This window comes from Pseudomonas sp. IT-P258 (assembly GCF_949767825.1).
Taxonomy (GTDB): domain Bacteria; phylum Pseudomonadota; class Gammaproteobacteria; order Pseudomonadales; family Pseudomonadaceae; genus Aquipseudomonas; species Aquipseudomonas monachiensis.
In genome coordinates this window covers 112,782-138,858 of the sequence record NZ_CATKPU010000011.1, presented here as the reverse complement: position 1 = coordinate 138,858, position 26,077 = coordinate 112,782, and the positions used below count along the sequence as shown (strand labels likewise).

The 26,077-nt window shown below is 61.5% G+C and carries 22 protein-coding genes and 4 pseudogenes; 15 read left to right on the top strand and 11 right to left on the bottom strand.

Annotated elements, in window-relative coordinates; translation table 11 throughout:
* The first annotated feature begins 61 nt into the window (after positions 1-61).
* A complete protein-coding gene (locus tag ACM6G4_RS00680) occupies positions 62-2,485 on the top strand; it encodes a TonB-dependent siderophore receptor (protein ID WP_414912790.1) in 2,424 nt (807 codons plus the stop codon).
* 83 nt (positions 2,486-2,568) lie between these two features.
* On the opposite strand, the gene ACM6G4_RS00675 is transcribed toward ACM6G4_RS00680, so the two are convergent.
* A complete protein-coding gene (locus ACM6G4_RS00675; RefSeq protein ID WP_414912789.1) occupies positions 2,569-3,720 on the bottom strand; it encodes an MFS transporter in 1,152 nt (383 codons plus the stop codon).
* Positions 3,721-3,885: 165 nt separating this feature from the next.
* Between ACM6G4_RS00675 and ACM6G4_RS00670 the strand changes: the two genes are divergently transcribed.
* Positions 3,886-4,878 carry a diaminopimelate epimerase gene (locus tag ACM6G4_RS00670; protein ID WP_414912788.1) on the top strand — a complete coding sequence of 331 codons (993 nt, stop codon included), beginning with the start codon at positions 3,886-3,888 and terminating at the stop codon, positions 4,876-4,878.
* 131 nt (positions 4,879-5,009) lie between these two features.
* Here ACM6G4_RS00670 and codA read toward each other — a convergent pair whose 3' ends face one another.
* The 4 genes from codA to ACM6G4_RS00650 all read right to left on the bottom strand — a co-directional run bounded on the left by codA (position 5,010) and on the right by ACM6G4_RS00650 (position 8,814).
* Positions 5,010-6,254: a cytosine deaminase gene (gene codA, locus ACM6G4_RS00665; RefSeq protein ID WP_056722519.1), complete on the bottom strand. Its 1,245-nt coding sequence runs from the start codon at positions 6,252-6,254 to the stop codon at positions 5,010-5,012.
* Between the two features lie 95 nt (positions 6,255-6,349).
* The gene (locus tag ACM6G4_RS00660) at positions 6,350-7,180 is read right to left on the bottom strand and encodes an alpha/beta fold hydrolase (protein ID WP_414912787.1); all 831 of its coding nucleotides are present in this window, start codon (positions 7,178-7,180) and stop codon (positions 6,350-6,352) included.
* A gap of 122 nt (positions 7,181-7,302) precedes the next feature.
* Entirely contained in the window at positions 7,303-7,659 is a 357-nt protein-coding gene (gene queD, locus ACM6G4_RS00655; RefSeq protein WP_046042818.1) for a 6-carboxytetrahydropterin synthase QueD, read from the bottom strand.
* 75 nt (positions 7,660-7,734) lie between these two features.
* A complete protein-coding gene (locus tag ACM6G4_RS00650; RefSeq protein WP_414912786.1) occupies positions 7,735-8,814 on the bottom strand; it encodes a patatin-like phospholipase family protein in 1,080 nt (359 codons plus the stop codon).
* Positions 8,815-9,083: 269 nt separating this feature from the next.
* Between ACM6G4_RS00650 and ACM6G4_RS00645 the strand changes: the two genes are divergently transcribed.
* The 3 genes from ACM6G4_RS00645 to ACM6G4_RS00635 are packed head-to-tail and all read left to right on the top strand — an operon-like array spanning position 9,084 to position 11,386.
* The gene (locus tag ACM6G4_RS00645; RefSeq protein ID WP_056722513.1) at positions 9,084-9,404 is read left to right on the top strand and encodes a PepSY domain-containing protein; all 321 of its coding nucleotides are present in this window, start codon (positions 9,084-9,086) and stop codon (positions 9,402-9,404) included.
* Positions 9,405-9,407: 3 nt separating this feature from the next.
* Positions 9,408-10,076, top strand: coding sequence for a response regulator transcription factor (locus ACM6G4_RS00640; protein WP_414912785.1), 669 nt, complete (start codon positions 9,408-9,410; stop codon positions 10,074-10,076).
* Entirely contained in the window at positions 10,073-11,386 is a 1,314-nt protein-coding gene (locus ACM6G4_RS00635) for a sensor histidine kinase (protein ID WP_056722509.1), read from the top strand. The genes ACM6G4_RS00640 and ACM6G4_RS00635 overlap by 4 nt, the downstream gene beginning before the upstream one ends.
* A 51-nt stretch (positions 11,387-11,437) precedes the next feature.
* Here ACM6G4_RS00635 and ACM6G4_RS00630 read toward each other — a convergent pair whose 3' ends face one another.
* From ACM6G4_RS00630 to ACM6G4_RS00620, 3 genes and pseudogenes are all read right to left on the bottom strand, one after another.
* Positions 11,438-13,114 (bottom strand): MFS transporter, encoded by a 1,677-nt coding sequence (locus ACM6G4_RS00630; RefSeq protein ID WP_056722507.1) that lies wholly within the window; start codon positions 13,112-13,114, stop codon positions 11,438-11,440.
* Positions 13,115-13,329: 215 nt separating this feature from the next.
* A pseudogene (locus ACM6G4_RS00625) lies at positions 13,330-13,923 on the bottom strand (methyl-accepting chemotaxis protein); the annotation flags it as partial.
* A 264-nt stretch (positions 13,924-14,187) separates the two neighbouring features.
* Positions 14,188-15,258: pseudogene (locus tag ACM6G4_RS00620) on the bottom strand (HAMP domain-containing protein); the annotation flags it as partial.
* A gap of 442 nt (positions 15,259-15,700) precedes the next feature.
* Between ACM6G4_RS00620 and ACM6G4_RS00615 the strand changes: the two are divergent.
* The 5 genes and pseudogenes from ACM6G4_RS00615 (at position 15,701) to ACM6G4_RS00595 (ending at position 20,029) form a co-directional block, all read left to right on the top strand.
* On the top strand, positions 15,701-17,017 hold the full coding sequence (locus ACM6G4_RS00615; RefSeq protein WP_056722503.1) for a Na+/H+ antiporter family protein: 1,317 nt from the start codon (positions 15,701-15,703) through the stop codon (positions 17,015-17,017).
* Positions 17,018-17,186: 169 nt separating this feature from the next.
* A pseudogene (locus ACM6G4_RS00610) lies at positions 17,187-18,011 on the top strand (cache domain-containing protein); the annotation flags it as partial.
* 36 nt (positions 18,012-18,047) lie between these two features.
* Positions 18,048-18,869, top strand: a complete 822-nt coding sequence (locus tag ACM6G4_RS00605) for a methyl-accepting chemotaxis protein (RefSeq protein WP_409078902.1) — start codon at positions 18,048-18,050, stop codon at positions 18,867-18,869.
* A 154-nt stretch (positions 18,870-19,023) separates the two neighbouring features.
* A complete protein-coding gene (locus ACM6G4_RS00600; RefSeq protein WP_414912784.1) occupies positions 19,024-19,770 on the top strand; it encodes a C1 family peptidase in 747 nt (248 codons plus the stop codon).
* A 103-nt stretch (positions 19,771-19,873) separates the two neighbouring features.
* Complete coding sequence (locus ACM6G4_RS00595; protein ID WP_079246731.1) at positions 19,874-20,029, top strand: metallothionein; 156 nt, start codon at positions 19,874-19,876, stop codon at positions 20,027-20,029.
* Positions 20,030-20,056: 27 nt separating this feature from the next.
* Here ACM6G4_RS00595 and ACM6G4_RS00590 read toward each other — a convergent pair whose 3' ends face one another.
* Positions 20,057-20,335 carry a hypothetical protein gene (locus ACM6G4_RS00590; protein WP_414912783.1) on the bottom strand — a complete coding sequence of 93 codons (279 nt, stop codon included), beginning with the start codon at positions 20,333-20,335 and terminating at the stop codon, positions 20,057-20,059.
* Between the two features lie 33 nt (positions 20,336-20,368).
* Positions 20,369-20,596: a DUF6555 family protein gene (locus ACM6G4_RS00585; protein WP_056722497.1), complete on the bottom strand. Its 228-nt coding sequence runs from the start codon at positions 20,594-20,596 to the stop codon at positions 20,369-20,371.
* 94 nt (positions 20,597-20,690) lie between these two features.
* Here ACM6G4_RS00585 and ACM6G4_RS00580 point away from each other — a divergent pair.
* The 3 genes and pseudogenes from ACM6G4_RS00580 to mnmH all read left to right on the top strand — a co-directional run.
* Positions 20,691-20,792: pseudogene (locus ACM6G4_RS00580) on the top strand (zinc-binding alcohol dehydrogenase family protein); the annotation flags it as partial.
* Positions 20,793-20,891: 99 nt separating this feature from the next.
* Positions 20,892-21,926, top strand: a complete 1,035-nt coding sequence (gene selD / locus ACM6G4_RS00575; protein ID WP_056722495.1) for a selenide, water dikinase SelD — start codon at positions 20,892-20,894, stop codon at positions 21,924-21,926.
* Positions 21,926-23,029: a tRNA 2-selenouridine(34) synthase MnmH gene (gene mnmH / locus ACM6G4_RS00570; RefSeq protein WP_414912782.1), complete on the top strand. Its 1,104-nt coding sequence runs from the start codon at positions 21,926-21,928 to the stop codon at positions 23,027-23,029. Before selD ends, mnmH begins: the two co-directional genes overlap by 1 nt.
* Before the next feature lie 137 nt (positions 23,030-23,166).
* Here mnmH and ACM6G4_RS00565 read toward each other — a convergent pair whose 3' ends face one another.
* Positions 23,167-23,838, bottom strand: coding sequence for a histidine phosphatase family protein (locus ACM6G4_RS00565; RefSeq protein ID WP_414912781.1), 672 nt, complete (start codon positions 23,836-23,838; stop codon positions 23,167-23,169).
* A gap of 367 nt (positions 23,839-24,205) precedes the next feature.
* Here ACM6G4_RS00565 and ACM6G4_RS00560 point away from each other — a divergent pair, with 367 nt between their 5' ends.
* Positions 24,206-24,916, top strand: a complete 711-nt coding sequence (locus ACM6G4_RS00560; protein ID WP_056722490.1) for a glutathione S-transferase family protein — start codon at positions 24,206-24,208, stop codon at positions 24,914-24,916.
* 179 nt (positions 24,917-25,095) lie between these two features.
* Positions 25,096-26,070 (top strand): porphobilinogen synthase, encoded by a 975-nt coding sequence (gene hemB / locus ACM6G4_RS00555; RefSeq protein WP_414912780.1) that lies wholly within the window; start codon positions 25,096-25,098, stop codon positions 26,068-26,070.
* Positions 26,071-26,077: the final 7 nt, after the last annotated feature.

The following is a 26,077-nucleotide window of genomic DNA, read 5'->3' as shown; positions in this document are numbered from 1 at the left end:
AACTGCAACTGGTTTGCATTAACAAACGCACACTCTTGCGATCCACAGGATTACGTTCGACGTGAAAATCTCCACCGCTAAAAACAACAAACTCCCCTGGTTGCCGCTGGCCCTTGCGCTCGCGGTCAATATTGCGCTGCCCCAGGCCTTTGCCGCCGACGGCATCCGCATCCCGGCGCAACCTCTGGGACAAGCCCTGAGTCAGTTGGGCCAGCAAACCTCGCTTCAGGTGTTCTTCAGCCCTGAACTGGTTGCCGGCAAGCAGGCCCCGGCGGTGGATGGCAACCTTTCCCCGGAAGACGCGTTGCGCCAGTTGCTGCAAGGCAGCGGCCTGCAATACCAGATCGATGAAGGTTCGGTGACCTTGATGCCGGCGCCCGCTTCGGCGGCCAACGGCCCACTGGAACTGGGCGTGACTGACATCAAGGTGGTCGGCGACTGGCTCGGCGACGCCGATGCCGCCGTGGTGCAGAACCACCCCGGCGCACGCACCGTGGTGCGCCGCGAAGCGATGGTCGAGCAGGGGGCGATGAACGTCGGCGAGGTGTTGAAGCGCGTTCCTGGCGTGCAAGTGCAGGACGCCAACGGTACCGGTGGCAGCGACATTTCCCTGAACGTCGGCGTGCGCGGCCTGACTTCGCGCCTGTCGCCACGCTCCACCGTGCTGATCGACGGCATCCCGGCGGCGTTCGCGCCTTATGGCCAGCCGCAACTGTCCATGGCGCCGATTTCCTCCGGCAACCTCGACAGCATCGACGTGGTGCGCGGTGCCGGTTCCGTACGCTACGGGCCGCAAAACGTCGGTGGCGTGATCAACTTCGTGACCCGCGCGATCCCGGAGCAAGCCTCGGCGGAAATCGGCACCACCCTGGAAACTTCCCGGCACGGTGGCTGGAAGCACATCGACACCGCGTTCATGGGTGGTACCGCCGACAACGGCATGGGCGTGGCGTTGTTGTACTCCGGGGTGAACGGCAACGGTTACCGTGAAAGCAACAACGGCAACGACATCGACGACGTGATCCTCAAGACCCATTGGGCGCCGACCGATGTCGACGATTTCAGCCTCAACTTCCACTACTACGATGCCAAGGCCGACATGCCCGGCGGCCTGAACCAGGCGCAGTACGACGCCGACCCGTTCCAGTCGGTACGCGACTACGACAGCTTCAGCGGCCGGCGCAAGGATGTGTCGTTCAAGTGGGCGCGGCAGATCGACGATCGCACCCAGGCCGAAGTGCTGACCTATTACACCGACAGCTTTCGTGGCAGCACCATTGCCTCGCGGGACCTGAACACACTCAACTCCTATCCGCGCAGCTACTACACCTACGGTATCGAACCACGGGTGTCCCATGTGTTTGATGTGGGCCCGACCACCCAGGAAGTCAGTGTCGGTTATCGCTACCTGAAAGAGGCCATGCACGAAGAGGCCAGCCGAGTGGCGCTGGTCGACAACCAGCCAGTGGTGCGTCCGGGGGCGGACGGCCATGTCTATCAGGACCGCACCGGTGGCACCGAGGCCAATTCGGTCTACGTCGACAACAAAATCGACGTTGGCAACTGGACCGTCACCCCGGGTATTCGCTTCGAGCACATCAGCACCGACTGGCACGACCGCCCGGTGCTGGATAACGCCGGTAAGCGGGTGCCGGAGAAAAAACGCAGCATCGAAAGCAACGAACCGCTGCCGGCCCTGAGCGTGATGTATCACATGTCCGATGCCTGGAAACTGTTCGCCAACTACGAAACCTCATTCGGCGCGCTGCAGTATTTCCAGCTGGGGCAGGGCGGTATCGGTGATGAGCCCGCCAACGGCCTGGAGCCGGAAAAGGCCAAGACCTACGAGATCGGTACGCGCTACAACGATGACGTGTGGGGCGGTGAGGTGACGCTGTTCTACATCGACTTCGACGACGAACTGCAATACATCAGCAATGACGTGGGCTGGACCAACCTCGGCGCGACCAAGCACCAGGGGATCGAAGCCTCGGTGCACTACGACATGGCCGCGCTGAACCCGATGCTGGACGGCTTGACCGCCAACGCCGGTTTCACCTATACCCGTGCCACCTACGAAGGTGAGATCCCGGGCTTCAAGGGCCGTGACCTGCCGTTCTACTCCCGCCAGGTGGCCACCGCCGGCCTGCGTTACGACGTCAACCGCTGGACTTACAACCTCGATGCGTTCGCCCAGTCCAAGCAGCGCTCGCCGGGCACCGGCGTGAACGCCGATGGCAGCTTTAACGGCAACTACATCACCGAAGGCACCGCTGACGGCCAGTTCGGTGATATCCCGGGTTACGTGCTCTGGAACGCACGTGCCGGCTATGACTTCGGTCCGCAGGTGTCGAACCTGAAACTGGGGGCGGGGGTGAAGAACATCTTCGACAAGCAGTATTTCACCCGTTCCAGCGACAACAACTCGGGCATGTACGTCGGTGCGCCGCGCACGTTCTTTGTGCAGGCCAGTGTCGGGTTCTGATAGACCGAGGTGTACCAAGAACCCTGTGGGAGCGGCGGTGCGGCGATCCCACATTGGGTACGGGGCTTACCGGTGGAAGCTTTTCAGACCTTCAACACTTTCCCGCCAACGGCCACCGCCACCAGCAACAGCGCCATCAAGGCAAAGGCAAAGCTCAGGCTACTGCCATGGGCGACGAAGCCGATGACGGCGGGGCCTGCCAGGATGCCCGCATAACCCAGGGTGGTAATGGCCGGCACGGCGATGCTTTCGGGCATGACCGTCTGTTTGCCGACCGCGGTGTACAGCACCGGCACAATGTTCGAGCAACCGGCACCCAGCAGCGCATAACCCGCCAGCGCCGCCTCCCAGCTCGGTGCGAACGTCGCCAGAAACAAGCCTGCAGCGGCTGTCAGCCCGCCGAACACAATCACCCGCGTCGCGCCCAGGCGCCGCACGATTTTGTCACCGGTCAAGCGCCCGGCCGTCATGGTCAGGGCAAACGCGGCATAACCGAGCCCCGCATACGCCGTGTCGATGCCACGTTCCTGTGTCAGGAACACCGCACTCCAGTCCAGCGCCGCGCCTTCGGCGAGGAACACGATGAAGCACATGCCGCCGATGAACAGGACGATGCCGTGGGGCATCGCAAACGCGGGCCCCGAACTCTCGCTGCCGTAGGGCAGCAGATGCGGCACGGCCTTGGCCAGCGCGATCAGCAGCAACATGATCACCACCAGCGTCGCCCCCAGGGGTGAAATTCCCAGGCCAAGCAACCCGCTGACACCCGCCGCACCGACAATCCCGCCCAAGCTGAACAGGCCATGGAACCCCGACATCATGTTTTTACCGCTGGCGCGCTCGACGATCACCGCTTGCAGGTTGACCGTCGAATCCACGGTGCCAAGCCCCGCGCCGAACATGAACAATGCGGCGACCAGCGCCGGAATCGACGACACCGTCGCCAGCAGCGGCAGGGCGGCACAGATCAGCAGGGTCCCGCCGGCCGTCACCCGCCGGCAGCCGAAACGTGTGGCCAGGATCCCGGCCAACGGCATCGCCAGTATCGAACCCACCCCCAGGCACAGCAGCAACAATCCCAAAGTGCCTTCATCCAGTCCGGCCCGGGCCTTGGCATAGGGCACCAGCGGCGCCCACGCGGCGATGCCGACCCCGGCGATGAAAAATCCGATGCGCGTGGACATCTGTTCCAGGCGGCCGGGAACGAAGGTGGTCTGGCTGTTGAGGCTGGTCATAACAATCCTTGGCAAAAAGCGTCGCGTCCTCAACGGACAGTGATCGGCCTGGGAGGGTTCGATCAGTGCCCGGAAAGTTTTACGGTCAAACAGGGCGACATGGTTGCACAGCGCCGCTGTTTTTCGCGATATGTTGAACCATTCCAACGACACACGGAGGGCGCCATGGCGCAGCGGTACGATGCACGGGGCAACATTTACATCGTGGTAGCGCCCGAAGAACTGCGCCGCCAGGGTATCGACCTGCCCGATCAGGCCAGCCAGGCAGCGCAAACCCTCGAAGCCTGGGCGCTAGCCGCGATCGAGGCTTGTTGCAGCTGGGCTCCAGGCACTCAACCACCCGGCAGCAAGGATCATCGCAGCGACGGTTTGCTGGTCGGACCATTTCAGGCGTCGCCACCCTTTGATCTGTTGATCGTCAACACCGACGGTACCCTGGCCGAGCGCAGCGGCAACGGGCTGACGATTTTTTCCCAGGCCCTCAGCGATCAAGGGCTATTGCCGCAGAGCGAAGCCTGTCTGCTCAGGGTTCACCACGACAAGGCTGATACGCCTTCGCCGGGGCAGACTTCAGTGAGAACCGCAGAGGTCGAGGGCGTGAAGGGGTTCTGGCTCGATCTGGGCCAGCCGGGATTCGGGCCGTCGGCGGTCAGTGCTCACGGGGTTGCAACGGCGATGTTCAACGGTCGCGAACTCAGCCACGTTGAACCATTGTCGGCACTCAACAGCGCATGGTCGCGCAGCCAGTTCGCGCGGGTCGGCAATCCCCATTGCGTGACGCTGGTGGAAAGTGCCGGGGACCTGCCGAGCAACGAGCAGATGCGCGAGCCGGCGCTGGGTGATGGGCTGACGCGGATTGCCTACGCCATGCCGGTCGGTGCAGGCAAACCTTGTCCGGCGGGAATCAACCTGCAATGGGCAATGCGTGTGTCTGAGGGGCACATCGCCGCGCGGGTGTTCGAGCGGGGCGAGGGGCCGACGGCGTCGTCGGGGACCAGTGCCAGCGCGGTCGCCTGTGCGGCCTGGCGGGCAGGTTGGGTCAGCGCCGGGGAGGTCAAGGTGACGATGCCGGGTGGCACGGCGCCGATCTTGCTGGAAGAGGAGCATGGGGAATTGAGTCGGGTCAGTCTGTTTGGTACGGCTCGGTTAATTGATTGACTTCAAAATAGCCTTCGCGAGCAAGCCCGCTCCCACAGTTGATCTTCAGTGAACACAACATCTGTGTACGACAAAGAACCCGTGTGGGAGCGGGCTTGCTCGCGAAGAGGCCAGCTCGGTCAACACCAGACTCAGCTCAGCCCACTGAACTCCACCACCGGCATCGTCCGCTTCATCAACACCTTGCCATCGCGCACCGAGTACAGCGGCAACCCCTGGCTGCGGATCACCTCGTAATCGCTCTCCGCCGACAGAATCAGCAGATTCGCCGGCCGCCCGCGCTCCAGGCCATAGCGATCGCCGAGGTTCATGGCTTTGGCGCTATTGTCCGTCACCAGGTCCAGCGCACTTTGCAGGTTGCGATAACCGAGCATGTGACAGATGTGCAGGCCGGCTTCGAGCACCCGCAGAATGTTGCCGTTGCCCAGCGGATACCACGGATCGACGATCGAGTCCTGGCCGAAGCACACGTTCATGCCCGCTTCCAGCAACTCGTTGACCCGGGTCACACCCCGGCGTTTCGGGAAACTGTCGAAGCGACCTTGCAGGTGGATGCTTTCGGTGGGGCAGGAGACAAAGCTGATCCCCGAATGCCCGAGCAAGCGAAACAGTTTGGCGCAGTAGGCGTTGTCGTAAGAGCCCATGGCCGTGGTGTGGCTGGCCGTGACCCGCGAACCCATGTCGCGGCTGCGGGCCTCTTCGGCGAGCACCTCGAGAAAACGTGAGTGCGGGTCGTCGGTTTCGTCGCAATGCACGTCCACCAGGCAACCGCTGCGTTCGGCCAGGTCCATGAGGAACTTCACCGAGCTGACGCCCTGATCGCGGGTGTATTCAAAATGCGGAATGCCGCCCACCACGTCCGCGCCCATGCGGATGGCTTCTTCCATCAGTTCGCGACCATTGCGGTAGGACTCGATGCCTTCCTGGGGAAAGGCGACGATTTGCAGGTCGACCAGGTGCCGGCTTTCCTCGCGCACTTCGAGCATGGCCTTGAGCGCGGTCAGTTGCGGGTCGGTGACGTCGACGTGGGTGCGCACATGCTGGATGCCGTGGGCGGCGAGGGCCTGGATGGTTTTCTTGGCCCGGGCCTTGGTGTCTTCTTCGGTGATGGTGGCCTTGCGTTCGCCCCAGCATTCGATGCCTTCGAACAGCGTGCCGCTCATGTTCCAGCGCGGTTCGCCGGCGGTCAGGGTGGCGTCGAGGTGGATGTGCGGTTCGACAAAGGGGGGCACCACCAGATTGCCACCGGCGTCCAGATCGTCAGGGCCCAGGGTCGGGGCTTCGATCTGGCGGCCGATGCTGCTGATCAGGCCGTTTTCCAGGTTCAACTCATGCAGGCCTTCCTGGTTGCGCAGACGGGCGTTGATGATGTGCATCGGGCAGATCCTTTTGGCGAATCGTTCAGGCGATACCCTTACGTTAGCTCGCCAGCGGCGAATCCCGCCAGTTCAAAATGTGGGAGCGGGTTTGTTCAGGAGGATTGTTGCAGGGGTAAAAATCCCATAAGAGCGGCGACGACCGCCTCGGGCGCATCTTCCTGAACCAGATGACCGGCGTTGGGTATCGGATAAAACAGCGATCCGGGAATCATCCGATGCAGCGCCTGCCCGCGTTCGATGGGAATCCACTGGTCGTCTTCACCCCAGAGAATCTGCACCGGGCAGCGAATCGTCGGGTACAGGCCCTCGGCCTCACGGGTATAGCGCTCGTCCATCTGCGCGATCTGCCGGTAGAACGCCGCCTGCCCCGGTTCCCCCAGCCACGGCTGAACGTAGGGGGCGAGTTCGGTATCGGGAATTTCCCGCTTGATCGCCCCGCGTATATAGGTCGGCACGATGGCGCGCTGGATGTAATCGGGCAGTCCGCTGAAGGCTGCTTCATGCTGGCGCACATGCTGCACGAATGGCGAGCCCCAGGGTGTGAGCGCCACCGGGTCGATCAGCGTCAGGCTGCGGTAATCCTTGTCGTTGAGCAGGTGCGTGCGCAGCGCCGTGGCACCGCCAAAGTCATGGGCCACCACGTCGGGGCAGTCCAGGTCCCAATGCTCCAGCAACTGCGTCAACAACAGGTTTTGCACACCGAGCGAGACATCGTCCTCGGGTTGTGCCGACTGCCCATAGCCCAGCAGATCGAAGTAGTGGACGCGGTGAGTCGCCATGAAATACGGCGCGATCCGGTGCCACACGAAAGAAGAAAACGGCGTGCCATGCACGAACACCAGCGGCGGGCCGTCGCCGCGTATGGTGTAGCGTACCTGATGTCCGTTGAACTCGAAGACCTGATCCAGTGGCCAGTCAGTCATGGGCTTGTCCTCTTGGCGGGGAAGAGGCAAAGAGCATAGGCATAAAAAAACAGCCGATGAAGGCTGTTTTTCATGTCACTGACGAAACGCATATCCCTTGTGGGAGCAGTGTTGTCTGAAGATTACTCGCCGCGATAGATGCAACCGCTGGTGCAGGTCTCGTGGATACGGATCGCGCTCAGTTCCGGCAGCAGAGGCTTCAATTCCTGCCAGATAAACTTGGCCAACACTTCGCTGGTCGGGTTTTCCAGGCCGGGAATGTCGTTCAGGTAGTTGTGGTCCAGGCGCTCGTACAGCGGCTTGAAGATCGCCTTGATTTCCGAGAAGTCACGGATCCAGCCGGTGTGCGGGTCGAGGTCGCCGCTCAGGTGGATGGCCACTTTGAACGAGTGACCGTGCAGGCGCCCGCACTTGTGGCCGTCCGGGACGTGGGGCAGGCGATGGGCGGATTCGAAAGTAAATTCCTTGAAGATTTCCACAGTGTTTTCAGCTCTGTTCAGGTGGCGTTCGCCGCAGCGATTCGGGCAGGCGGCGAGTTTAGCAGTTTGTCCTGACTAAAGGGTCAGCAAGCGCTCGCCGAGGCGACCGTTGGCGGCCAGTTCGAGGAACTCGTCCCCCAGGCGGCGACTTTCGTCCATGGTCGTGCGCCAATATTTCTGCCGGCTCGGGGAATCGCCCATGAAGCGCTTGAAGTCGTTTCGGTCCGGCAGTTTGCCGTAGGGCAGGCGCGCCAGGTATTCCTTCGATGGTGCCAGCAACAGCACGTTCTGCAAGCGAGCCGGGCAGGCGCGGCGCCACGGCAGGGTCTTGTCGAACCAGCCCGGGATCACCCGGTCGGTGAAGTGCGGGTACAGCACGATGTCGTTGCCGCTGTAGGGCAGGTCCAGGTGGTAATCCAGCAGACCACCGTCGCGGAAGGTCCCGGCGCCGGCGCCCGGCAGGTCGCGCACGCCTTGCATCACCATCGGGATCGAGCCCGAGGCCAGCAGGGCCTGGCGCAAATTGCCGGCATTGAGGGCGACGAAGCGCGAGGGGAAGTCATTCAAGGCATCGACCGGCGGCGCCAGGCGCGGGTCGTGGATGATCAGGCGTTCGAAGTGTCGTGCCAGCCGCGCCCGGCCACGCAGGTTGTCGGCGATGACCGATGACAGGCCCAACCCCAGGCGGCCGCGATGATCGTCGGCCAGCAAACCGTGGCTTTTGACCACCATGATGTTCAGGCGGTAATGGCTGTTACTGAGGATCGAGGCATCGCGACCGTCGAGCAGGTCATTGAGCATGCGCTGTGAGCTCTGGCTGATCTGCGCCATGGTCACGCCCTTGGCAAAGTGTTGCTCTGTGTACAGCTGCCCGAGACGCCGGATACCCTCGGCGGCGTCCGGCAGGCAGGCGCTGGCGAAGCGCCAGGAACCCACCGATGCGCCAATCAGCGAGCGTTCCCGCAGTGCCGCCGGCAGCCACTCGCCGAACAGCGCCAGGTCCAGACCCTGAATCCCCAGCGCCTTCGGCCCGCCAGCCGCGCCCGGCAAGGTGCCGACGTCGGCGGCGTTCAAACCGTTGTCCCGGATGCGCGCAAAGGCTCGTGGGCCGGCCTTGAGGGTCAGGGACGGGAACTTGATGTGGATGGCGGTCATTGCGCTCTCGAAGTGTGTAGGAGCTGCCGAAGGCTGCGATCTTTTGGTCTTTTGCCTGGCGACTCAAGTGAAAGTGAGAAAGGATCGCAGCCTTCGGCAGCTCCTACGGGGTTGTGGTGTCAGCAATGATGGCAATTCAGTTTCAATTAAGTTCAGCGGGTTAAGGTGGCTCGCCTATACCCCCGACGCAACGCTGGTACCATTGTGGTTTTCGCTCTGGAATTAGACGCGGTCAGCGGGCAGTGACTCAAGGATCATCAGGATTGGTAATGAAGGTGTTTCTACTCAATCGATGTGTCGCACGCAGAATGGCGCTGCTGCTTCTGGCATTTTGCTCGGCAGTGATGGCCCGCGACCTGGATCAGGATGAAGCCCTGCGCCTGCGTCAACAGGGCGTGATCCTGCCGCTGGAGCAACTGCTGCAGCAAGCGATGGATCGCTACCCCGGCGCAAAACTGCTGGAAGCCGAACTCGAAGAGAAGCACAACATCTACCTTTATGATGTCGAATTGCTGACCCCCGAAGGCGTGGTCCGTGAGCTGCACATCGATGCGACTGACGGCCGATTATTGAAAGACGAGGAAGACTGATCCATGCGTTTGCTCCTGGTGGAAGACCATGTGCCCCTGGCCGACGAACTGCTGACCGGCCTCAGTCGCCAGGGCTATGCGGTGGACTGGCTGGCCGATGGTCGCGATGCTGTGCATCAGGGCAGCACCGAGCCTTATGACCTGATCATCCTCGACCTCGGTTTGCCCGGTGTGCCGGGGCTTGAGGTGCTGGCGCAATGGCGCGCGGCGGGGCTGGTCACGCCGGTGCTGATCCTGACGGCCCGGGATTCCTGGGCCGAACGCATCGAAGGCCTCAAGGCCGGCGCCGACGATTACCTGACCAAGCCATTTCATCCCGAAGAGCTGTTTTTGCGCATCCAGGCGTTGCTGCGCCGCTCCCATGGCCAGGTCAACCAGCCAACGCTCAAGGCTGCCGGGCTGCATCTGGACGAAGGTCGCCAGTGCGTTGTGCGCGACGGTGCGGACATTCAGCTGACCGCCGCGGAGTTTCGCCTGTTGCGTTATTTCATGCTGCACCCCGAGCAGATCCTCTCCAAAGGCCACCTTGCCGAACACCTCTACGACGGTGAAACCGAGCGCGATTCCAATGTGCTGGAAGTCCACGTCAACCACTTGCGCCGCAAACTCGGCAAAAGTGTGATTGAAACCCGTCGCGGCCAGGGTTACCTGTTCGGCGGGCAAGCCCGGTGAGATCGATCCAGCGCCGCTTGAGCCTGGGCCTGATCAGCGTGATGGTGGTCGTTGGCCTGGTGCTGGCGCAAACCAGCCTGTGGTTGTTCGAAATGGGGTTGCAGCGTTACCTCGAAGCCGGGTTGCGCAATGACAGCGAGAACCTGCTGGCGGCGCTGGTGCGCGGGCCGCAAGGTTTGCAGCTGGATGAGCGGCGCCTGTCACCGGCCTATCAGCGGCCATTCTCCGGGCATTATTTCCGCATCGATTTCACCGATGGCCATTGGCGTTCCCGTTCCCTTTGGGATCAGGAACTGCCGGTGCTCGATCAACCCGGTCTGCATGGCAACTTGCAACTGGGGCCGGAAGGGCAACAGTTACTGGTGCTGCGCACGGACTATCGACGTTCGGGGGTGCCGATCTCCATCAGTGTCGCCGAGGATTACACGCCGATACGCGAAAGCTTCCGGCGCATGCAACAGCTCGGGTTTGGCCTAGGTTTGACAGCGCTGTTGCTGATTCTGCTGCTGCAACGGATTACCGTGCGCCGGGCCTTGCGTCCGCTGGAGCAGGCCCGTGAGCAGATTGCGCAGCTGCAACAGGGCCAGCGCTCGCAACTCGACGATCGGGTGCCGGTGGAACTGGAGCCACTGGTGGCGCAGATCAACCATTTGCTGGCCCATACCGAGGACAGCCTCAAGCGCTCACGCAATGCCCTGGGCAACCTCGGCCACGCCTTGAAAACCCCGCTGGCGGTGCTGTTGAGCCTGGCTTCAAGCGAGCAACTCGACGCGCACCCACAATTGCGCAAGACCCTCAAGGAACAACTGGAACAAGTCCAGCAGCGACTCAATCGGGAACTCAATCGTGCGCGGTTGTCCGGCGATGCGTTGCCGGGCGCCTTGTTTGATTGCGATGCCGAGCTCCCCGGCTTGCTGGCCACGCTGAACATGATCCATGGCGACCACCTGGCACTGAGCTACCGCGCACCCGCCGGCCTGCAATTGCCCTGGGATCGCGAGGACCTGCTGGAACTGTTGGGCAACCTGCTGGATAACGCCTGCAAGTGGGCCGATGCCGAGGTTCGCCTGAGTGTGGCCGAGACTGCAGAGGGCTTTGAACTCGGCGTGGAAGATGACGGCCCGGGGATTCCCGAAGAGCGTCGCGATCAGGTGTTCGGCCGAGGCACGCGCCTGGACGAGCAAACCCATGGGCATGGTTTGGGGCTGGGTATCGTGCGCGACATCGTCGATAGCTGGGGCGGCAGACTGTCGTTGCTGGAAAGCGAGTGGTGCGGGCTGAAGGTCGTCATCGAATTGCCCAGACACTGAGGTTCTATGTGGGAGCGAGCAAGCCCGCTCCCACATAGAACCTCCCCCTGCTCAGGTGTGATGAATCTCCCGATCCTTGGTTTCCGGCATGAAGAAAATACCCAGCACCGCCGTCATCACCGCGATGACGATCGGATACCACAGCCCGTAGTAGATATCCCCCGTGGCCGCCACCATGGCGAACGCCACCGTCGGCAGGAAGCCACCGAACCAGCCATTGCCGATGTGGTAGGGCAGCGACATCGAGGTGTAGCGGATGCGCGCGGGGAACAGTTCCACCAGCCAGGCGGCAATCGGCCCGTAGACCATGGTCACGTAGATCACCAGGATCGTCAGCAGCAGCAACACCATCGGGTAGTTGGTCTTGGCCGGGTCGGCCTTCTCTGGGTAACCGGCGTCCTTGAGAGCGGTGGCGAGGGTGGCGGTAAAGGCGTCGTTCCTGGCCTTGAAATCGGCGGCCGGCATGCCGGTGCCCTCGAAGCTCTCGATCACTTTATCGCCAATGCGCACCTGCGCAACGGCGCCCGGTTCGGCGTCCACGTTCTTGTAGGGGATGGCCCTTTTGGCCAGTACGGTCTTGGCCAGGTCACAGGAACTGGTGAATTTGGCCTTGCCCACCGGGTCGAACTGGAACGAGCACTGGGCGGGATTGGCGACGACCGTGACCGGATTCTTCTCCTGCGCAATGAACACGTCGGGGTTACCGTATTGGGTCAGCGCATGGAAGATCGGGAAGTAAGTCAGGGCCGCGAGGATGCAGCCAGCCATGATGATGCCCTTGCGCCCGATGCGGTCGGACAGGCTGCCGAAAATGACGAAGAACGGCGTGCCGATCAGCAATGAGCCGGCAATCAGCAGGTTCGCGGTCTGCGGGTCGATCTTCAGCGTCTGCAGCAGGAAGAACAGTGCATAGAATTGCCCGGTGTACCAGACCACCGCCTGGCCGGCGGTACCGCCGAGCAGGGCCATGATTACGATCTTCAGGTTTTCCCAGCGGGCGAAGGATTCAGTCAACGGTGCCTTGGAGGATTTGCCTTCGGCCTTCATTTTCATGAAAACCGGCGACTCGCTGAGCTGCAGGCGGATGTACACCGAGACGATCAACAACAGGATCGACAGCAGGAACGGAATCCGCCAGCCCCAGGCTTCGAAGGCTTCGGTGCCCAGGAGGGTACGGCAGGCGAGGATCACCAGCAGTGAAAGAAACAGGCCGAGGGTTGCCGTGGTCTGGATCCACGAGGTAAAGAAGCCGCGTTTGCCCTTGGGTGCATGTTCGGCCACGTAGGTCGCGGCGCCGCCGTACTCACCCCCCAGTGCCAGGCCTTGCAACAGGCGCAGGCTGATCAGGATGATCGGCGCGGCGACGCCGATGGTCGCATAGCCGGGCAGCAAACCCACCACGGCCGTGGAGATACCCATGATCACGATGGTGATGAGAAACGTATGCTTGCGCCCGATCATGTCGCCCAACCGACCGAACACGATGGCGCCGAAGGGGCGCACGGCGAAGCCGGCGGCGAAGGCGAGCAGGGCGAAGATGAAGGACGTCGTTTCGTTGACACCGGCGAAGAAGTGCTTGGCGATGATCGCCGCGAGGGAGCCGTACAGGTAGAAGTCGTACCACTCGAACACGGTGCCCAGGGAGGAGGCGAAGATGACCTTGCGCTCCTCCCGGGTGAGCCCGCGGTTGGGCGCGCTGCCCGTGGTTGTATTGTCGATTGCTGCCATGAGTATTCTCCGTCTTGCTCTTGTTGTAGGCCGGAGTTCCCACCAACACTTACCGTACCCAGGCCCTGGGGCTGAAGTCATCGGATTACGTGGCTTGCATTCAGGTTGACGCCAGAAAACGCTGCAAGGTTCCATGAAGCATAATCAAGGTCTGGCAGATATCCACTCGCCATCATTTGGTTGAGTCGGGCACAGAAAAATTTGTGGGAGCGGGCTTAAACGCGGAACTGATCCATCAGGCTCTGCTGCTGGTTCGCCAGGCTGTTGAGCGACTGGCTGACCCGCGCCGATTCATTGGCCTGGCCCGACAGCGACTCGGTCACGTCGCGGATGGTCGCCACGTTGTTGTTGATCTCCTCGGCCACCGCGCTTTGCTCTTCGGCGGCACTGGCGATCTGCATGTTCATGTCGTTGATCACGGTCACCGCGTCGCCGATCTGGCGTAACGCCGTTACCGCCTGGCCAACCTGCTCGACACTGCCCTGGGCCTGACGATGGCTGTTGCTCATCGAGCCCACCACTTCCTGGGTGCCGTTTTGCAGTTGTTCGATCACCAGACGGGTTTCTTCGACGGATTCCTGGGTACGCCGCGCCAGATTGCGCACTTCATCGGCCACCACGGCAAACCCGCGTCCGGCCTCACCGGCACGAGCCGCTTCGATCGCGGCGTTAAGGGCCAGCAGGTTGGTCTGTTCGGCAATCGCGCGGATCACTTCCAGTACCGTGCCGATCTTCTCGCTGTTGGCGGCCAGGCCTTCGACCTGGACCATGGCCGCGCTCATGTCGGCGGCGAGATTGTCGATGCTGGCGGTGGTGCGGTCGATCACGGTCAGGCCCTGACGGGTCGCCTGATCGGCATCCCTCGCGGCATGGGCCGCTTGCGCGGCGCTGCGGGCGACGTCCTGGGCGGTGGCGCTCATTTCGTGGGAGGCGGTCGCGACCTGATCCACCTGGCGGTACTGCTGTTCCATGCCGGCGCTGGTCTGGGTGGCGATGGCGGACGACTGGTCCGCGGTACTGCGAGCGTCCTGCACCGAACGTTTCACTTCGGCAATGATCGGTTGCAGCTTGTCGAGGAAACGGTTGAACCAGCCGGCCAACTGGCCCAGCTCATCCTGCTTGTCGTAGGCCAGGCGGCGGGTCAGGTCACCTTCGCCGCTGGCGATGTCTTCGAGCATGTGCGCCACGCCGAGGATCGGTCGGGTGACGCTGCGGGCCATCAGCCACACCAGCACCAGGCCGAGCAGCGCGGCGAGCACGCCCAGGCCGAGTTCAACCAGCGTACCGGCGGTGTTGCTGTCATCGAGTTGCTTTTTCAGGGCTTCGGCGGGGCCGACCAGGACTTTCTCCGGCACGTCGAGCAGCACGCCCCAGGATTTACCGCCGGGGATCGGCTGGAAGGGCGCCAGTACTTTCAGTTGCTGCTGGCTGTACAGGCTGGCGGTTTTGCTGCTGGCGGCGAGCATGCGCAGCAGTTCGGCGCCGCTGGCCTGGTCCACGGCGTCCAGGCGCTGGCTGAGTTTGCCGGCGTCCGGGCTGTAGCCGGCGAGCAGGCCGGCCGGGCTGATGATGCTGACGCTGGTCTGGCCATCATAGAGCTCCTTGCTCGCGCCCAGGCTGACCGCTTGCAGGCTGTTGAGGTTGATGTCCACCGAGAGCGAGGCGATGACCTTGCCATTGACCATCAGCGGGAAAACGATGCTGGTCATCAGCACGTTCTGACCGTCGATCTCATAGAAGTAGGGTTCGATCACGCACGGCTTGAGGGTGGTGCGCGGGCAGGTGAACCAGGCGTTGGCCGCTTCGCCGCTGGGACCGGTGCTGGTGTCGGCCATGTCCTTTTCCGGCAGCGCCATGGACGTCAACTTGCCCGGCGTCGGCTGCGACCAGTAGAGGGCGAAACGGCCCTTGTCGTTGCTGCCAAGCTCGGCCTGACCGGCGAACAGTTCGTCCTTGCCGTCCAGTCCATTGGGTTCGAACACCAGGGACAGGCCGAGCAGGTCCGGGTTGGCTTGCAGGGCCGACTTGACCTGGCGGGTCAGGTCTTCGCGCAGGTCGAAGGCATCGAGAAAACGCTTCTCGGCCTGGTCACGCAGGAACAGCACCTGCCGCGAGAAGCCGTGGCCGTACTGATAGGCGTCCATGAACTGCTGGCGAATCCCCAGTGCCTGGTTTTCGCCCTGGGACTCGATCCGCGCCTGGGCCGCTTCGGTCAGCATCTCCATGCTCGAGGCTTTCACCAACTCGGAACTGTGCTCCATGCGATACAGCGAAAGACCCACCAGCAGGGTCACGATGCCCGCCAGGCACAGCCCGGCCAGCAGGGTGATTTTCCATTGAATGGAAAGTTGTCTGAGCGACATGGAGACGTCCTTATTCGATAAATATCTGAGACTTTGCACTGTAGCGGCCGGGATTCGGCTTTCTTTAAGCCGGGCCAATGAATATCGAATACCCCGGGTTGGCTTTGACAAGGCGACAGCGGTCCGGCAAAGTGCGCGCCCTCTAATAAAACCCATTTTTTATCCGCTGGCGGCTCTCGCAGACTGTCGGCCGGACTCTTTTTGCTTGCCCAGAGGTATGACAATGAATGCAGTAATTGCCGCGGTCGGCATCATGCTGATCCTCAGCCTGTCCCGCGTGCATGTGGTGATCGCCCTGATCGTCGGCGCGCTGGTCGGTGGCTTGACCGGTGGCCTGGGGATCGAAGCGACGCTCAAGGCTTTCAACAGCGGCCTCGGCGGCGGGGCGACGGTGGCGTTGTCCTACGCCTTGCTCGGTGCTTTCGCCGTGGCCATTGCCAAGTCCGGCATGGCCCATGCGCTGGCCGACAAGGCCCTGGCCATGGTCGATCGCCAGCACGCCAGCGGCGGTGGCCAGGTCAAATGGCTGCTGATCGGCCTGCTCTGGGTCGTGGCCATCGCCTCGCAGAACATCTTGCCGATACATATCGCGTTTATTCCGTTGCTGGTGCCGCCGCTTCTTTATGTGCTGACCAAGCTGCAACTGGACCGTCGCCTGATCGCCTGCGTCATGACTTTTGGCCTGATCACGCCCTACATGTTCCTGCCGGTGGGCTTTGGCAACATCTTCCTCAATGAGATCCTGCTGGCCAACGTTGCCCGCAGCGGCGTGGACATCAGCGGCATCAATGTGACCCACGCCATGGGCATTCCGGCCCTGGGCATGGTGGCGGGCCTGCTGATCGCGTTTGTCAGCTACCGCAAGAAGCGTGTCTACGACCTGGCGAAGATTGAACAGGTCGAACAAGTGGCGGTGCAATACAACCCGCTGAGCCTGATGGTGGCCGGCGTGGCCATCGCGGCGGCGTTCATTATTCAGTTGTTGCTCGATTCGATGATCATTGGTGCGCTGGTCGGCTTCCTGATCTTCTCGGTGTCGGGCATCGTCAAATGGCGCGACACCGACGACCTGTTCACCGAAGGCATGAAAATGATGGCAATGATCGGCTTCATCATGATCGCCGCCTCCGGGTTTGCCGAAGTGATGAAGGCCACCGGTGAGGTGCAGACGCTGGTCGAGTCGTCGGCGTCGTACATCGATCACAGCAAGGGCATTGGCGCCTTGCTGATGTTGCTGGTGGGGTTGCTGGTGACCATGGGCATCGGCTCGTCGTTCTCCACGGTGCCGATCCTGGCGGCGATCTTCGTGCCGCTGTGCGTGCAACTGGGCTTCAGCCCGTTGGCGATCGTGTGCATCGTCGGCACGGCCGGTGCCCTGGGCGACGCCGGTTCGCCGGCTTCGGACTCGACCCTGGGTCCGACCTCCGGCCTGAACATCGACGGCCAGCACCATCACATCTGGGACACCGTGGTCCCGACCTTCCTGCACTACAACCTGCCGTTGCTGGCGTTTGGCTGGGTAGCGGCGATGGTTCTGTGATCTAACAAGCAAAAGATCAAAAGATCGCAGCCTTCGGCAGCTCCTACATGGGAAGGGTGTTCATCTGTAGGAGCTGCCGAAGGCTGCGATCTTTTTGGGGCGTTCAACTTTTGACCCGGCGTGCCGTTAAAGCTTTAACCACGACAACAAAATCAAAAGAGTGAACGTCATGCGCATGAGCCTCAAGGCCAAAGTCCTGTCCCTTGCCGTCCTCCCGGTGTTGCTGTTTGCGCTGGTCATCAGCCTGACCACGCTGTTCATTCTTCAGGATCAGGCGCGCAAGGAAGTCGAGCAGACCCGCGAGCGCCTGCTCAGCGATGCCAAGGCGACCCTGCAAAGCTACGTGGCCGTGGCCATGACCACGATCAAACCGCTCTACGACGCGGCCGCCCCTGGCGATGAGGCGGCGCGGGCGCAGGTGATCAAGCTGCTGTCGAGCATCAGCTATGGCAAGGACGGCTACTTCTTCGGCTACGACTCCAACACCGTGCGCCTGTTCAAGGCCAACAGCCCCGAAGGCGTGGGCCAGAGCTTCAAGGACAACCGCGACCCGAACGGTGTCTACGTCAACCGCGACCTGGTGAAAGTCGCCAGGGACGGTACCCACTACCTGCAATACAGCTCGCCATTGCCCGGCAACACCCAGGTGCTGGTGCCCAAGCTCGGCTACACCGAATATCTGCCGAAGTGGGACATGGCGGTTGGCACCTCGGTCAACCTCGATGGCATCGAAGCACAGGTGGCCGTGGTCGAAGCCAAGGTCCAGGCCCGCATGCAAGGCATGGTGCTGAGCATCGTCGGCGTGGCGGTCGTGGTGCTGCTGGTGATCGCTGCCGTCGGGATGCTGCTGGCCAACACCATTGTGCGTCCGCTGCATTTGATGAAAGCCAACCTCGATGACATCGCGGCAGGCGAGGGCGACCTGACCCGCCGCCTGACCATCACCAGCCAGGACGAACTCGGTGAACTGGCCGGCTCGTTCAACCGTTTCGTCGACAAGATCCACGGCCTGGTACGGCAGATCACTGAAATGACCTCGCAACTGACCGGACTGGTGACTCAGGTGTCCGACCAGGCCAATCGCTCGGATCAGGCCATGGAGCGCCAGCGTCACGAAACCGATCAGGTGGCCACGGCGATCAACGAAATGTCGGCGGCCGCCCAGGAAGTGGCCAAGAGCGCGCAGAACGCCGCGGTCGCCGCCCAGCAGACCGACGAAGAAGGGCAGGCCGCCAAGCGCGTGGTGGCCGGCAGCATCGAGAAGATCCATGCCCTGGTGGACGATATCCGCAGCAGCGGCGTGTCCCTGGACAGCCTGCAAAAGGATGTGTCGTCGATAGTCAGCGTACTCGGGGTGATCCGCTCGATTGCCGAGCAGACCAACCTGCTGGCGCTCAACGCGGCCATCGAAGCCGCCCGCGCCGGCGAGGCCGGACGCGGCTTTGCGGTGGTGGCCGATGAAGTGCGGGCGCTGGCCAGCCGCACGCAAATCAGCACCCAGGAAATCCAGGGCATGATCGACCGTTTGCAGGCCGGCACCCAGTCAGCGGTGGAGGCGATGCGCCGCTCCAGCGAGGCCGGCGACGGCACCTCGGCCCAAGCCAATGAGGCGGGGGCTTCGCTGGACACCATGGCCCAACTGATCGCGACCATCAATTCGATGAACGCGCAGATCGCCAGTGCCGCCGAAGAACAGACCGCCGTGGCCGAAGAGATCAATCGCAGCGTGCACCAGATTGCCGTGGCCGTGGACAGCGTCGCCGATGAAACCCAACTCGGCGCGCAGACTTCACGCAGCCTGGCCGACCTCGGCCAGCGCCTGGGCAGTCTGGTCGGGCAGTTCCGTATTTGACAGTTATGGTTAACAACGCGAAATGGTGTAGTTTTTATAACTAAACAGTATTGAGTAACTGTCATATTTGACAGTTGTTGCCGTTGGCTTATTGGTCTTTCATTTCAATGACATAGCGAGGTAACTGCAAACCATATGGAAACAGGGGCTAAGTATGAGATTTTGGCAACTCTCATGTTTCATCCTGGTTGGCGGCTGTGCCGTGACGGCGCAGGCTCTGGAGATACCAAGCTCAGTGGACTGGCGTACCCAGGGAGCTGTTACCAGAGTCAAGCAATTGGGGACTTGTGGCTCCGGTTATGCTTTTTCAGCGGTGGGTGCCCTGGAGGGCGCATTGTTTTTGCAAACCGAAAGACTGGTCGAGCTTTCCGAACAGCAGATTCTTGATTGCAGCAGTGAGCAAGGTAATCAAGGATGTGATGGGGGGCTGATGGATTACACCTATGACTACGTCAAGCAAAACGGTATTCAGTCAGAAGAATATTACCCTTACACAGGCGGCGGGGGACGCTGTAATGCAGGCATGATCAAGGCTGTCGCCGCCAATACGGTGACCTATACCAATATTCCTCGTGGCGACGAGGAGGCACTGCGCCAGGCCGTAGCCAAAGGGCCGGTATCGGCGGCGATTGACGCTTCCGACAACTTTGAAAAATACTCCGGCGGGGTATTGGATGATGAAAGTTGCGATGAAGATGATTTGAATTACGCCGTGCTTATTGTTGGTTATGGCACCGAAGATGGCGAGGATTATTGGCTGGTGAAAAATAGCAGGGGGCCGGAGTGGGGGGAGGCCGGATATATAAGGATGTCCAGAAACAAAGATAATCAGTGTGGCATCGCCTCTTACGCGTCATTTCCTGTCCTCGCGAAACGGATAATTCATCAAGGACTCAAGTAGTGCGCCATACGCGGTGTTGCGGTGTTGCAGTCGACCCCTACACTGAAAAGCACGGGTTGTTTTCATCTCCCCCCGACGACCACCACCCACAGGAGTCAAACCCATGACTGAGCGTATATGCGATTGTCCGAAGTGTTCCTGCAAACTCGGCGAACACCCGATCGTGCGTCACGGCAAGCACTATTGCTGTGAAGCCTGCGCCAAGCATCACGAGCACGGTGAGGAGTGCGCCTCCCAAGGCTGCAAGTGTGCCCACTGAACCCCACGGCGCACGCAAAAGTGGGGCCTAGTCCGGCTCCACTTCCAGCCTGAGGCTGTCATCCTCCAGGCGTTCGCTGTGGCGCACGGTGCCTTGCAAGCGCCGCCCTTCGACCCGCAGCACCAACGTCCTGGCCTGCTCCAGATCTTCCGGCAGTGGTGCCGGGACGCGTATGGCGAAGCAGAATGGGTCATTTTCGACCTGCTCCAGCCCGATCCGGCACTCGGCGCTCCTGGTGATGCGGCCGGTCGGCGTGTCCAGGCCGTAGTCCAGCTGCGCAGGGCTGTTGACGGGTGTTGCGCTCATATCCCTTCCCCCGAACCTGATGGTCAACGGATATTAGTTCGCTGGCCGCCACTTGACGTTTTCCACGCCGAATTTTTCAGCCATCGGCTTGCTGGTCTTTTGCACCTTCTCGCGTCCGAATCGGGGGATTCGCCCCACCCCCGCGTCACAGCTCGCCCAATGCCAGGCTTCTGCGTTATCCATTTTTTCCAGGCGGATGATGAATGACTTCGCAGCGCCATGGAGGGTGTACTCAATGACGAATAATTTTGCACTGTTCATAAAGCCCCGGTTCCTCCCTGTTGTACATAGAAGGATCGCGCGCCATCAGGAAAATTCACTCGGATTGTCGAACGGCGGCGGTTGCTGGCGACAGCCCCTGCCACCAGGATTGTTCGAATCGCCATTGGCCGAAGGCCTGGAGCGTTATGCCGAGGTGAATCAGGGCAGCGGTGAGAAGGTGATTTTGCTGCCATAACCATACCCCCACAGAGGCACTGCTCACCACCGCATCTCCTGCAAAGAAAAAGGCTCATTTGCTGTAGGATTAGTTACCTAGACTCCAAGAGGTAACCCCATGAGCGAGCCGATTCGCCTGACCCAATACAGCCACGGCGCCGGTTGCGGCTGCAAGATCTCCCCCCAGGTGCTGGAAGTGATCCTGGCCGGTAGCGGGGCGCAGAACCTCGATCCGAAGCTTTGGGTCGGCAATGCATCGCGCGATGACGCGGCGGTGTATGCCATCGATGAAGAACGCGGTGTGGTCTCGACCACTGACTTTTTCATGCCGATCGTCGACGATCCCTTCGATTTCGGCCGAATTGCCGCCACCAATGCCATCAGCGACATCTATGCGATGGGCGGCGATCCGTTGATGGCGATTGCGATCCTGGGCTGGCCGGTGAACGTGCTGGCGCCGGAAGTCGCGCGGGAAGTGATACGCGGCGGTCGTTCAGTGTGTGACGAGGCTGGCATCCCGCTGGCAGGCGGGCACTCCATCGATGCGCCAGAACCGATCTTCGGCCTGGCCGTCACCGGTCTGGTGGAAAAACGCCACATGAAGCGCAACGACACCGCCACCGCCGGTTGCCTGCTGTATCTCACCAAGCCCCTGGGGATCGGCATCCTGACGACGGCCGAGAAAAAGGGCAAATTGCGCAACGCCGACATTGGCCTGGCCCGGGACTGGATGTGCACCCTGAACAAACCCGGCAGCCGTTTCGGCAAGCTCGACGGCGTGACCGCGATGACCGACGTCACCGGTTTCGGCCTGCTCGGGCACCTGGTGGAAATGGCCGACGGCAGCCAGCTCACGGCGCGCATTGAATATGACCGCGTACCGCGCCTGCCGGGGGTCGAGTATTACCTGGAACAGGGTTGCGTACCGGGTGGGACGCTGCGCAATTTCGACAGCTACGCCAGCAAGCTCGGACGCCTTCAGGAACTGCACAAACGCGTGCTCTGCGACCCGCAGACCAGCGGCGGCCTGCTGATTGCCGTGACGCCGCAAGGCAACGAGCAATTCCTTTCGGTGGCCGCCGAACTGGGCCTGAGCCTGGAACCGATCGGTGAACTGGTCGAGCGACAGAGCAACGCAGTCGAGGTGTTTTGATGTTCGTCGACTGCACTGATTACCGCGACATCTTCCTCAACGACCGACCAATGATGGATGCCCGCGCGCCGGTCGAATTCAACAAGGGCGCGTTTCCCGGCGTGATCAACCTGCCGTTGATGAACGACCATGAACGCCAGCGGGTCGGCACCTGCTACAAACAGCACGGCCAGCAAGCGGCCATCGTGCTGGGGCATCAACTGGTGTCGGGCGCGGTCAAGGCCGAACGCATCCAGGCCTGGGCCGATTTTGCCCGGGCGCATCCGGATGGCTTGCTGTACTGCTTTCGCGGCGGCCTGCGTTCGCAGATCGTCCAGCAATGGCTCAAGGATGAGGCCGGCATCGACTATCCACGGGTGGGCGGCGGCTACAAGGCCATGCGTACCTTCCTGCTGGACACCCTTGATCAAGCCGTGACCCAGTGCGATTTCGTCCTGTTGGGCGGGATGACCGGCACCGGCAAGACCGAGGTGCTCACGCAACTGGGCAACGCCGTGGACCTTGAAGGTCATGCCAACCACCGCGGCTCCAGTTTCGGCAAGCGCGCCACGGGCCAACCCTCGAATATCGATTTCGAAAACCGCTTGGCCGTGGACGTGCTGAAAAAGCGCGCCCGGGGCATCGAGCAGTTCGTACTGGAAGACGAAAGCCGCGCGGTGGGCAGTTGTGCGCTGCCGTTGCCGCTGTACCAAGGCATGCAGCAGTTCCCGATGGTGTGGCTGGAAGACAGCCTGGAAGGGCGGGTAGAGCGGATCCTGCGCGATTACGTGGTGGATCTGTGCGCCGAATTCATCGACGTGCATGGCGAGGAGGGCTTTGCGTTGTTTTCCGAGCGCTTGCTGGCAAGCCTGAACAATGTGCAGAAGCGCCTGGGTGGCGAACGTCATCGACGCATGCTGGTCTTGATGGAGGATGCGTTGGCCGAGCAGGCCCGCAGTGGCGCGGTGGATCTGCACCGGGGCTGGATCGAAGGGCTGCTGTGCGAGTATTACGATCCGATGTATGCGTTTCAGCGAGAGAAGAAAGACCCGCGGATCGAGTTTGCCGGGGAGCGGGGGGCGGTTCTCGAGTATCTGCGCGAGCGGGTGAATCAGAAGGGTTGAGGGTGTTTTTGCCGGCCTCATCGCGAGCAAGCCCGCTCCCACATTGGATCTGCGTCGTACACAAAATCTGTGTTCACTGAAGATCTACTGTGGGAGCGGGCTTGCTCGCGAAGGCGCCCGCTCAGACAACGCATGCCTCAAGTCGGGCAGGTTTCAGCACCGTTATCCAGACCTTGCTTGTACACATGGCTCTGTAAACTGGCCTTGCCGTCGTGCCAGGTCAGGGTGAGTACGTACAGCGAGTCATAGTCGCTGGACTCCCAGTCATCCGTGATGGTCATTTTCTTGCCGGTGGCGTCGCCGGCCACCTTGTTGATCAGTTCCGGCAGGTAGCCGTGGGACCAGGCCGTGTAGATGATCGAGTTGTGGTACTTGTCGTGGAGCAGTTCATCGGCCAGGTCACTGGTGTCATTGGCGGAAAAGTTGATGTTTACCGGCAGGCCGAGCTTGATGGCGCTGGGGCTGATGGTCATCAGGGGGCGGATGTAACTGTAGGAATTGTCGAGCTCGCCTTCCTCGACGTTACGGGTCGGGTTCGCCGCGAACACATAATTGGCCTTGCCGAACTTTTCCGGCAGCAACGTGGCCAGGTCGATGGCGCGGTTCAGTCCCTGGCAATTGAGCTGGCCCAGGCCACCGTCGGGTTTTTCCCCGTGGCGCAGGAAAACCAGCGTCTGGGTGCCATCCATCGGTTGGGCGCGACTCAGGCCGGACTCCAGCGACAGAAACATGGCGGTGACTACCAACAAGGCGGGCAACAAAAGGTAAGCGCGATGTTTGAAGCGGTTGGCAAAATTGAACAGGTTCATGAGTAAAGGTTCTTCAGCGCAATTCGGTTAAGGCTGACAAACCTTTACACCTCGATTGTCCTGCGTCGGGTGTTTTCCATGTCATTGCAGTCGGTCCGTTATCCAAGGGGTGTTGCTCAGAGTCCCCTGAACCCGATTGGTTCGATTCCGGCCGAATGCGCGGCAATGTACCGGTAACCTTCACAGGTTTGCAGCGAAGGTTATCGACAGGATGTTGCACAATTGTGGACACGCTACACCTAATGACGTTGAAACGGTCGTGATCTCTTTTGATCTCGGCTATCAGTGAGATCGATGGCTTCAAGGGATCGCTGAGCCGATATCTACATTATGATCGTCACTCTCAATGTCTTCGTGGATCCCGCCCATGACCGATTTGTCCGCATTCCCCATCACCCGCAAATGGCCTGCCCAGTATCCGGAGTGGATTCAGCTGTACTCCCTGCCGACCCCCAACGGCGTCAAGGTCTCGATCATGCTCGAGGAGATCGGCCTGCCGTATGAGCCTCACCGGGTAGGCTTCGACACCAACGACCAGATGTCCCCGGAATTTCTTTCCCTGAATCCCAACAACAAGATTCCGGCGATCCTCGACCCCCACGGTCCGGACGACCAGCCACTGGCGTTGTTCGAATCGGGCGCGATTCTGATCTACCTGGCCGACAAGAGCGGACAACTGCTGGCCCAGGAATCGGCAGCGCGCTATGAAACGATCCAGTGGCTGATGTTCCAGATGGGCGGTATTGGTCCGATGTTCGGCCAGCTCGGGTTTTTCAACAAATTCGCCGGCAAGGACTACGAAGACAAGCGTCCCCGTGACCGCTACGTCGAGGAAAGCAAACGCCTGCTCAAGGTGCTGGACGGCCGTCTGCAAGGGCGTGACTGGATCATGGGCGAGCGCTACACCATCGCCGACATCGCCACCTTCCCATGGGTGCGCAACCTGATCGGTTTCTATGAAGCGGGCGATCTGGTGGGCATCCAGAACTTCCCTAACGTCACGCGGGTACTGGAACGTTTCCTGGCGCGGCCGGCGGTGGTGCGCGGGTTGCAGATTCCGAGCCCCGTTTCAGGTTGAACCCCATCCCCTGTGGCAGCGGGCAAGCCCGATCCCACAGGGTACAGGTTGGATGCATGAATTGTTGCCCAGCCTGCAAGAGTTTGTTGATCACCCAGGGTTTGTGCCCCGCGCCGCGCAGGGCATAAGCTTCGCCTCCCTACGACTTTCGTCTCGTCCTCTGAAATCCAGGAATACCCATGTCCAGTCAGTTCCCCGAAGCACGCCCCCGCCGTCTGCGCCGCAATGCGAGCCTGCGCAGCCTGTTCCAGGAGACCGAGTTCAGCCTGAACGACCTGGTGCTGCCGATTTTCGTCGAAGAAGAAATCGACGACTTCGTACCGATCAAAAGCATGCCGGGGGTGATGCGCATTCCCGAGTCGAAACTGGCCGGGGAAATCGAGCGCTACGCCCATGCCGGGATCAAGTCGGTGATGACCTTTGGCGTGTCCCATCACCTGGACAGCAGCGGCAGCGACACCTGGCGCGATGACGGCCTGGTTTCGCGCATGTCGCGCATCGCCAAGGACGCGGTGCCGGAAATGATCGTGATGTCCGACACCTGCTTTTGCGAGTACACCGACCACGGCCATTGTGGCGTGTTGCACAACCATGAAGTCGACAATGACCAGACCCTGATCAACCTCGGCAGGCAAGCCGTCGCGGCGGCCCGTGCCGGTGCCGACGTGATCGCCCCCTCGGCGGCCATGGACGGGCAAGTCCAGGCGATTCGTCGGGCGCTCGATGACGCCGGTTTTACCCAGACAGCGATCATGGCCTATTCGACCAAATTCGCCTCGGCGCTCTATGGCCCGTTCCGCGAGGCGGGCGGCAGTGCGCTCAAGGGCGACCGTAAAAGCTACCAGATGAACCCGATGAACCGCCGCGAAGCGATACGCGAATCGTTGCTCGACGAGCAGGAAGGCGCCGATGCGCTGATGGTCAAGCCGGCCGGTGCCTACCTGGACATCATCCGCGACATCCGCGAAGCCTCGCGCCTGCCGCTGTCGGCCTATCAGGTGAGCGGTGAGTACGCGATGATCAAGTTTGCCGCCCAGGCCGGGGCCATCGATGAAGACCGTGTGGTGCGCGAGAGCCTGGGGGCGATCAAGCGGGCCGGGGCAGACCTGATCTTTACGTACTTTGCGATGGATCTGGCCTTGGCCGGGATCTGAAAACCAC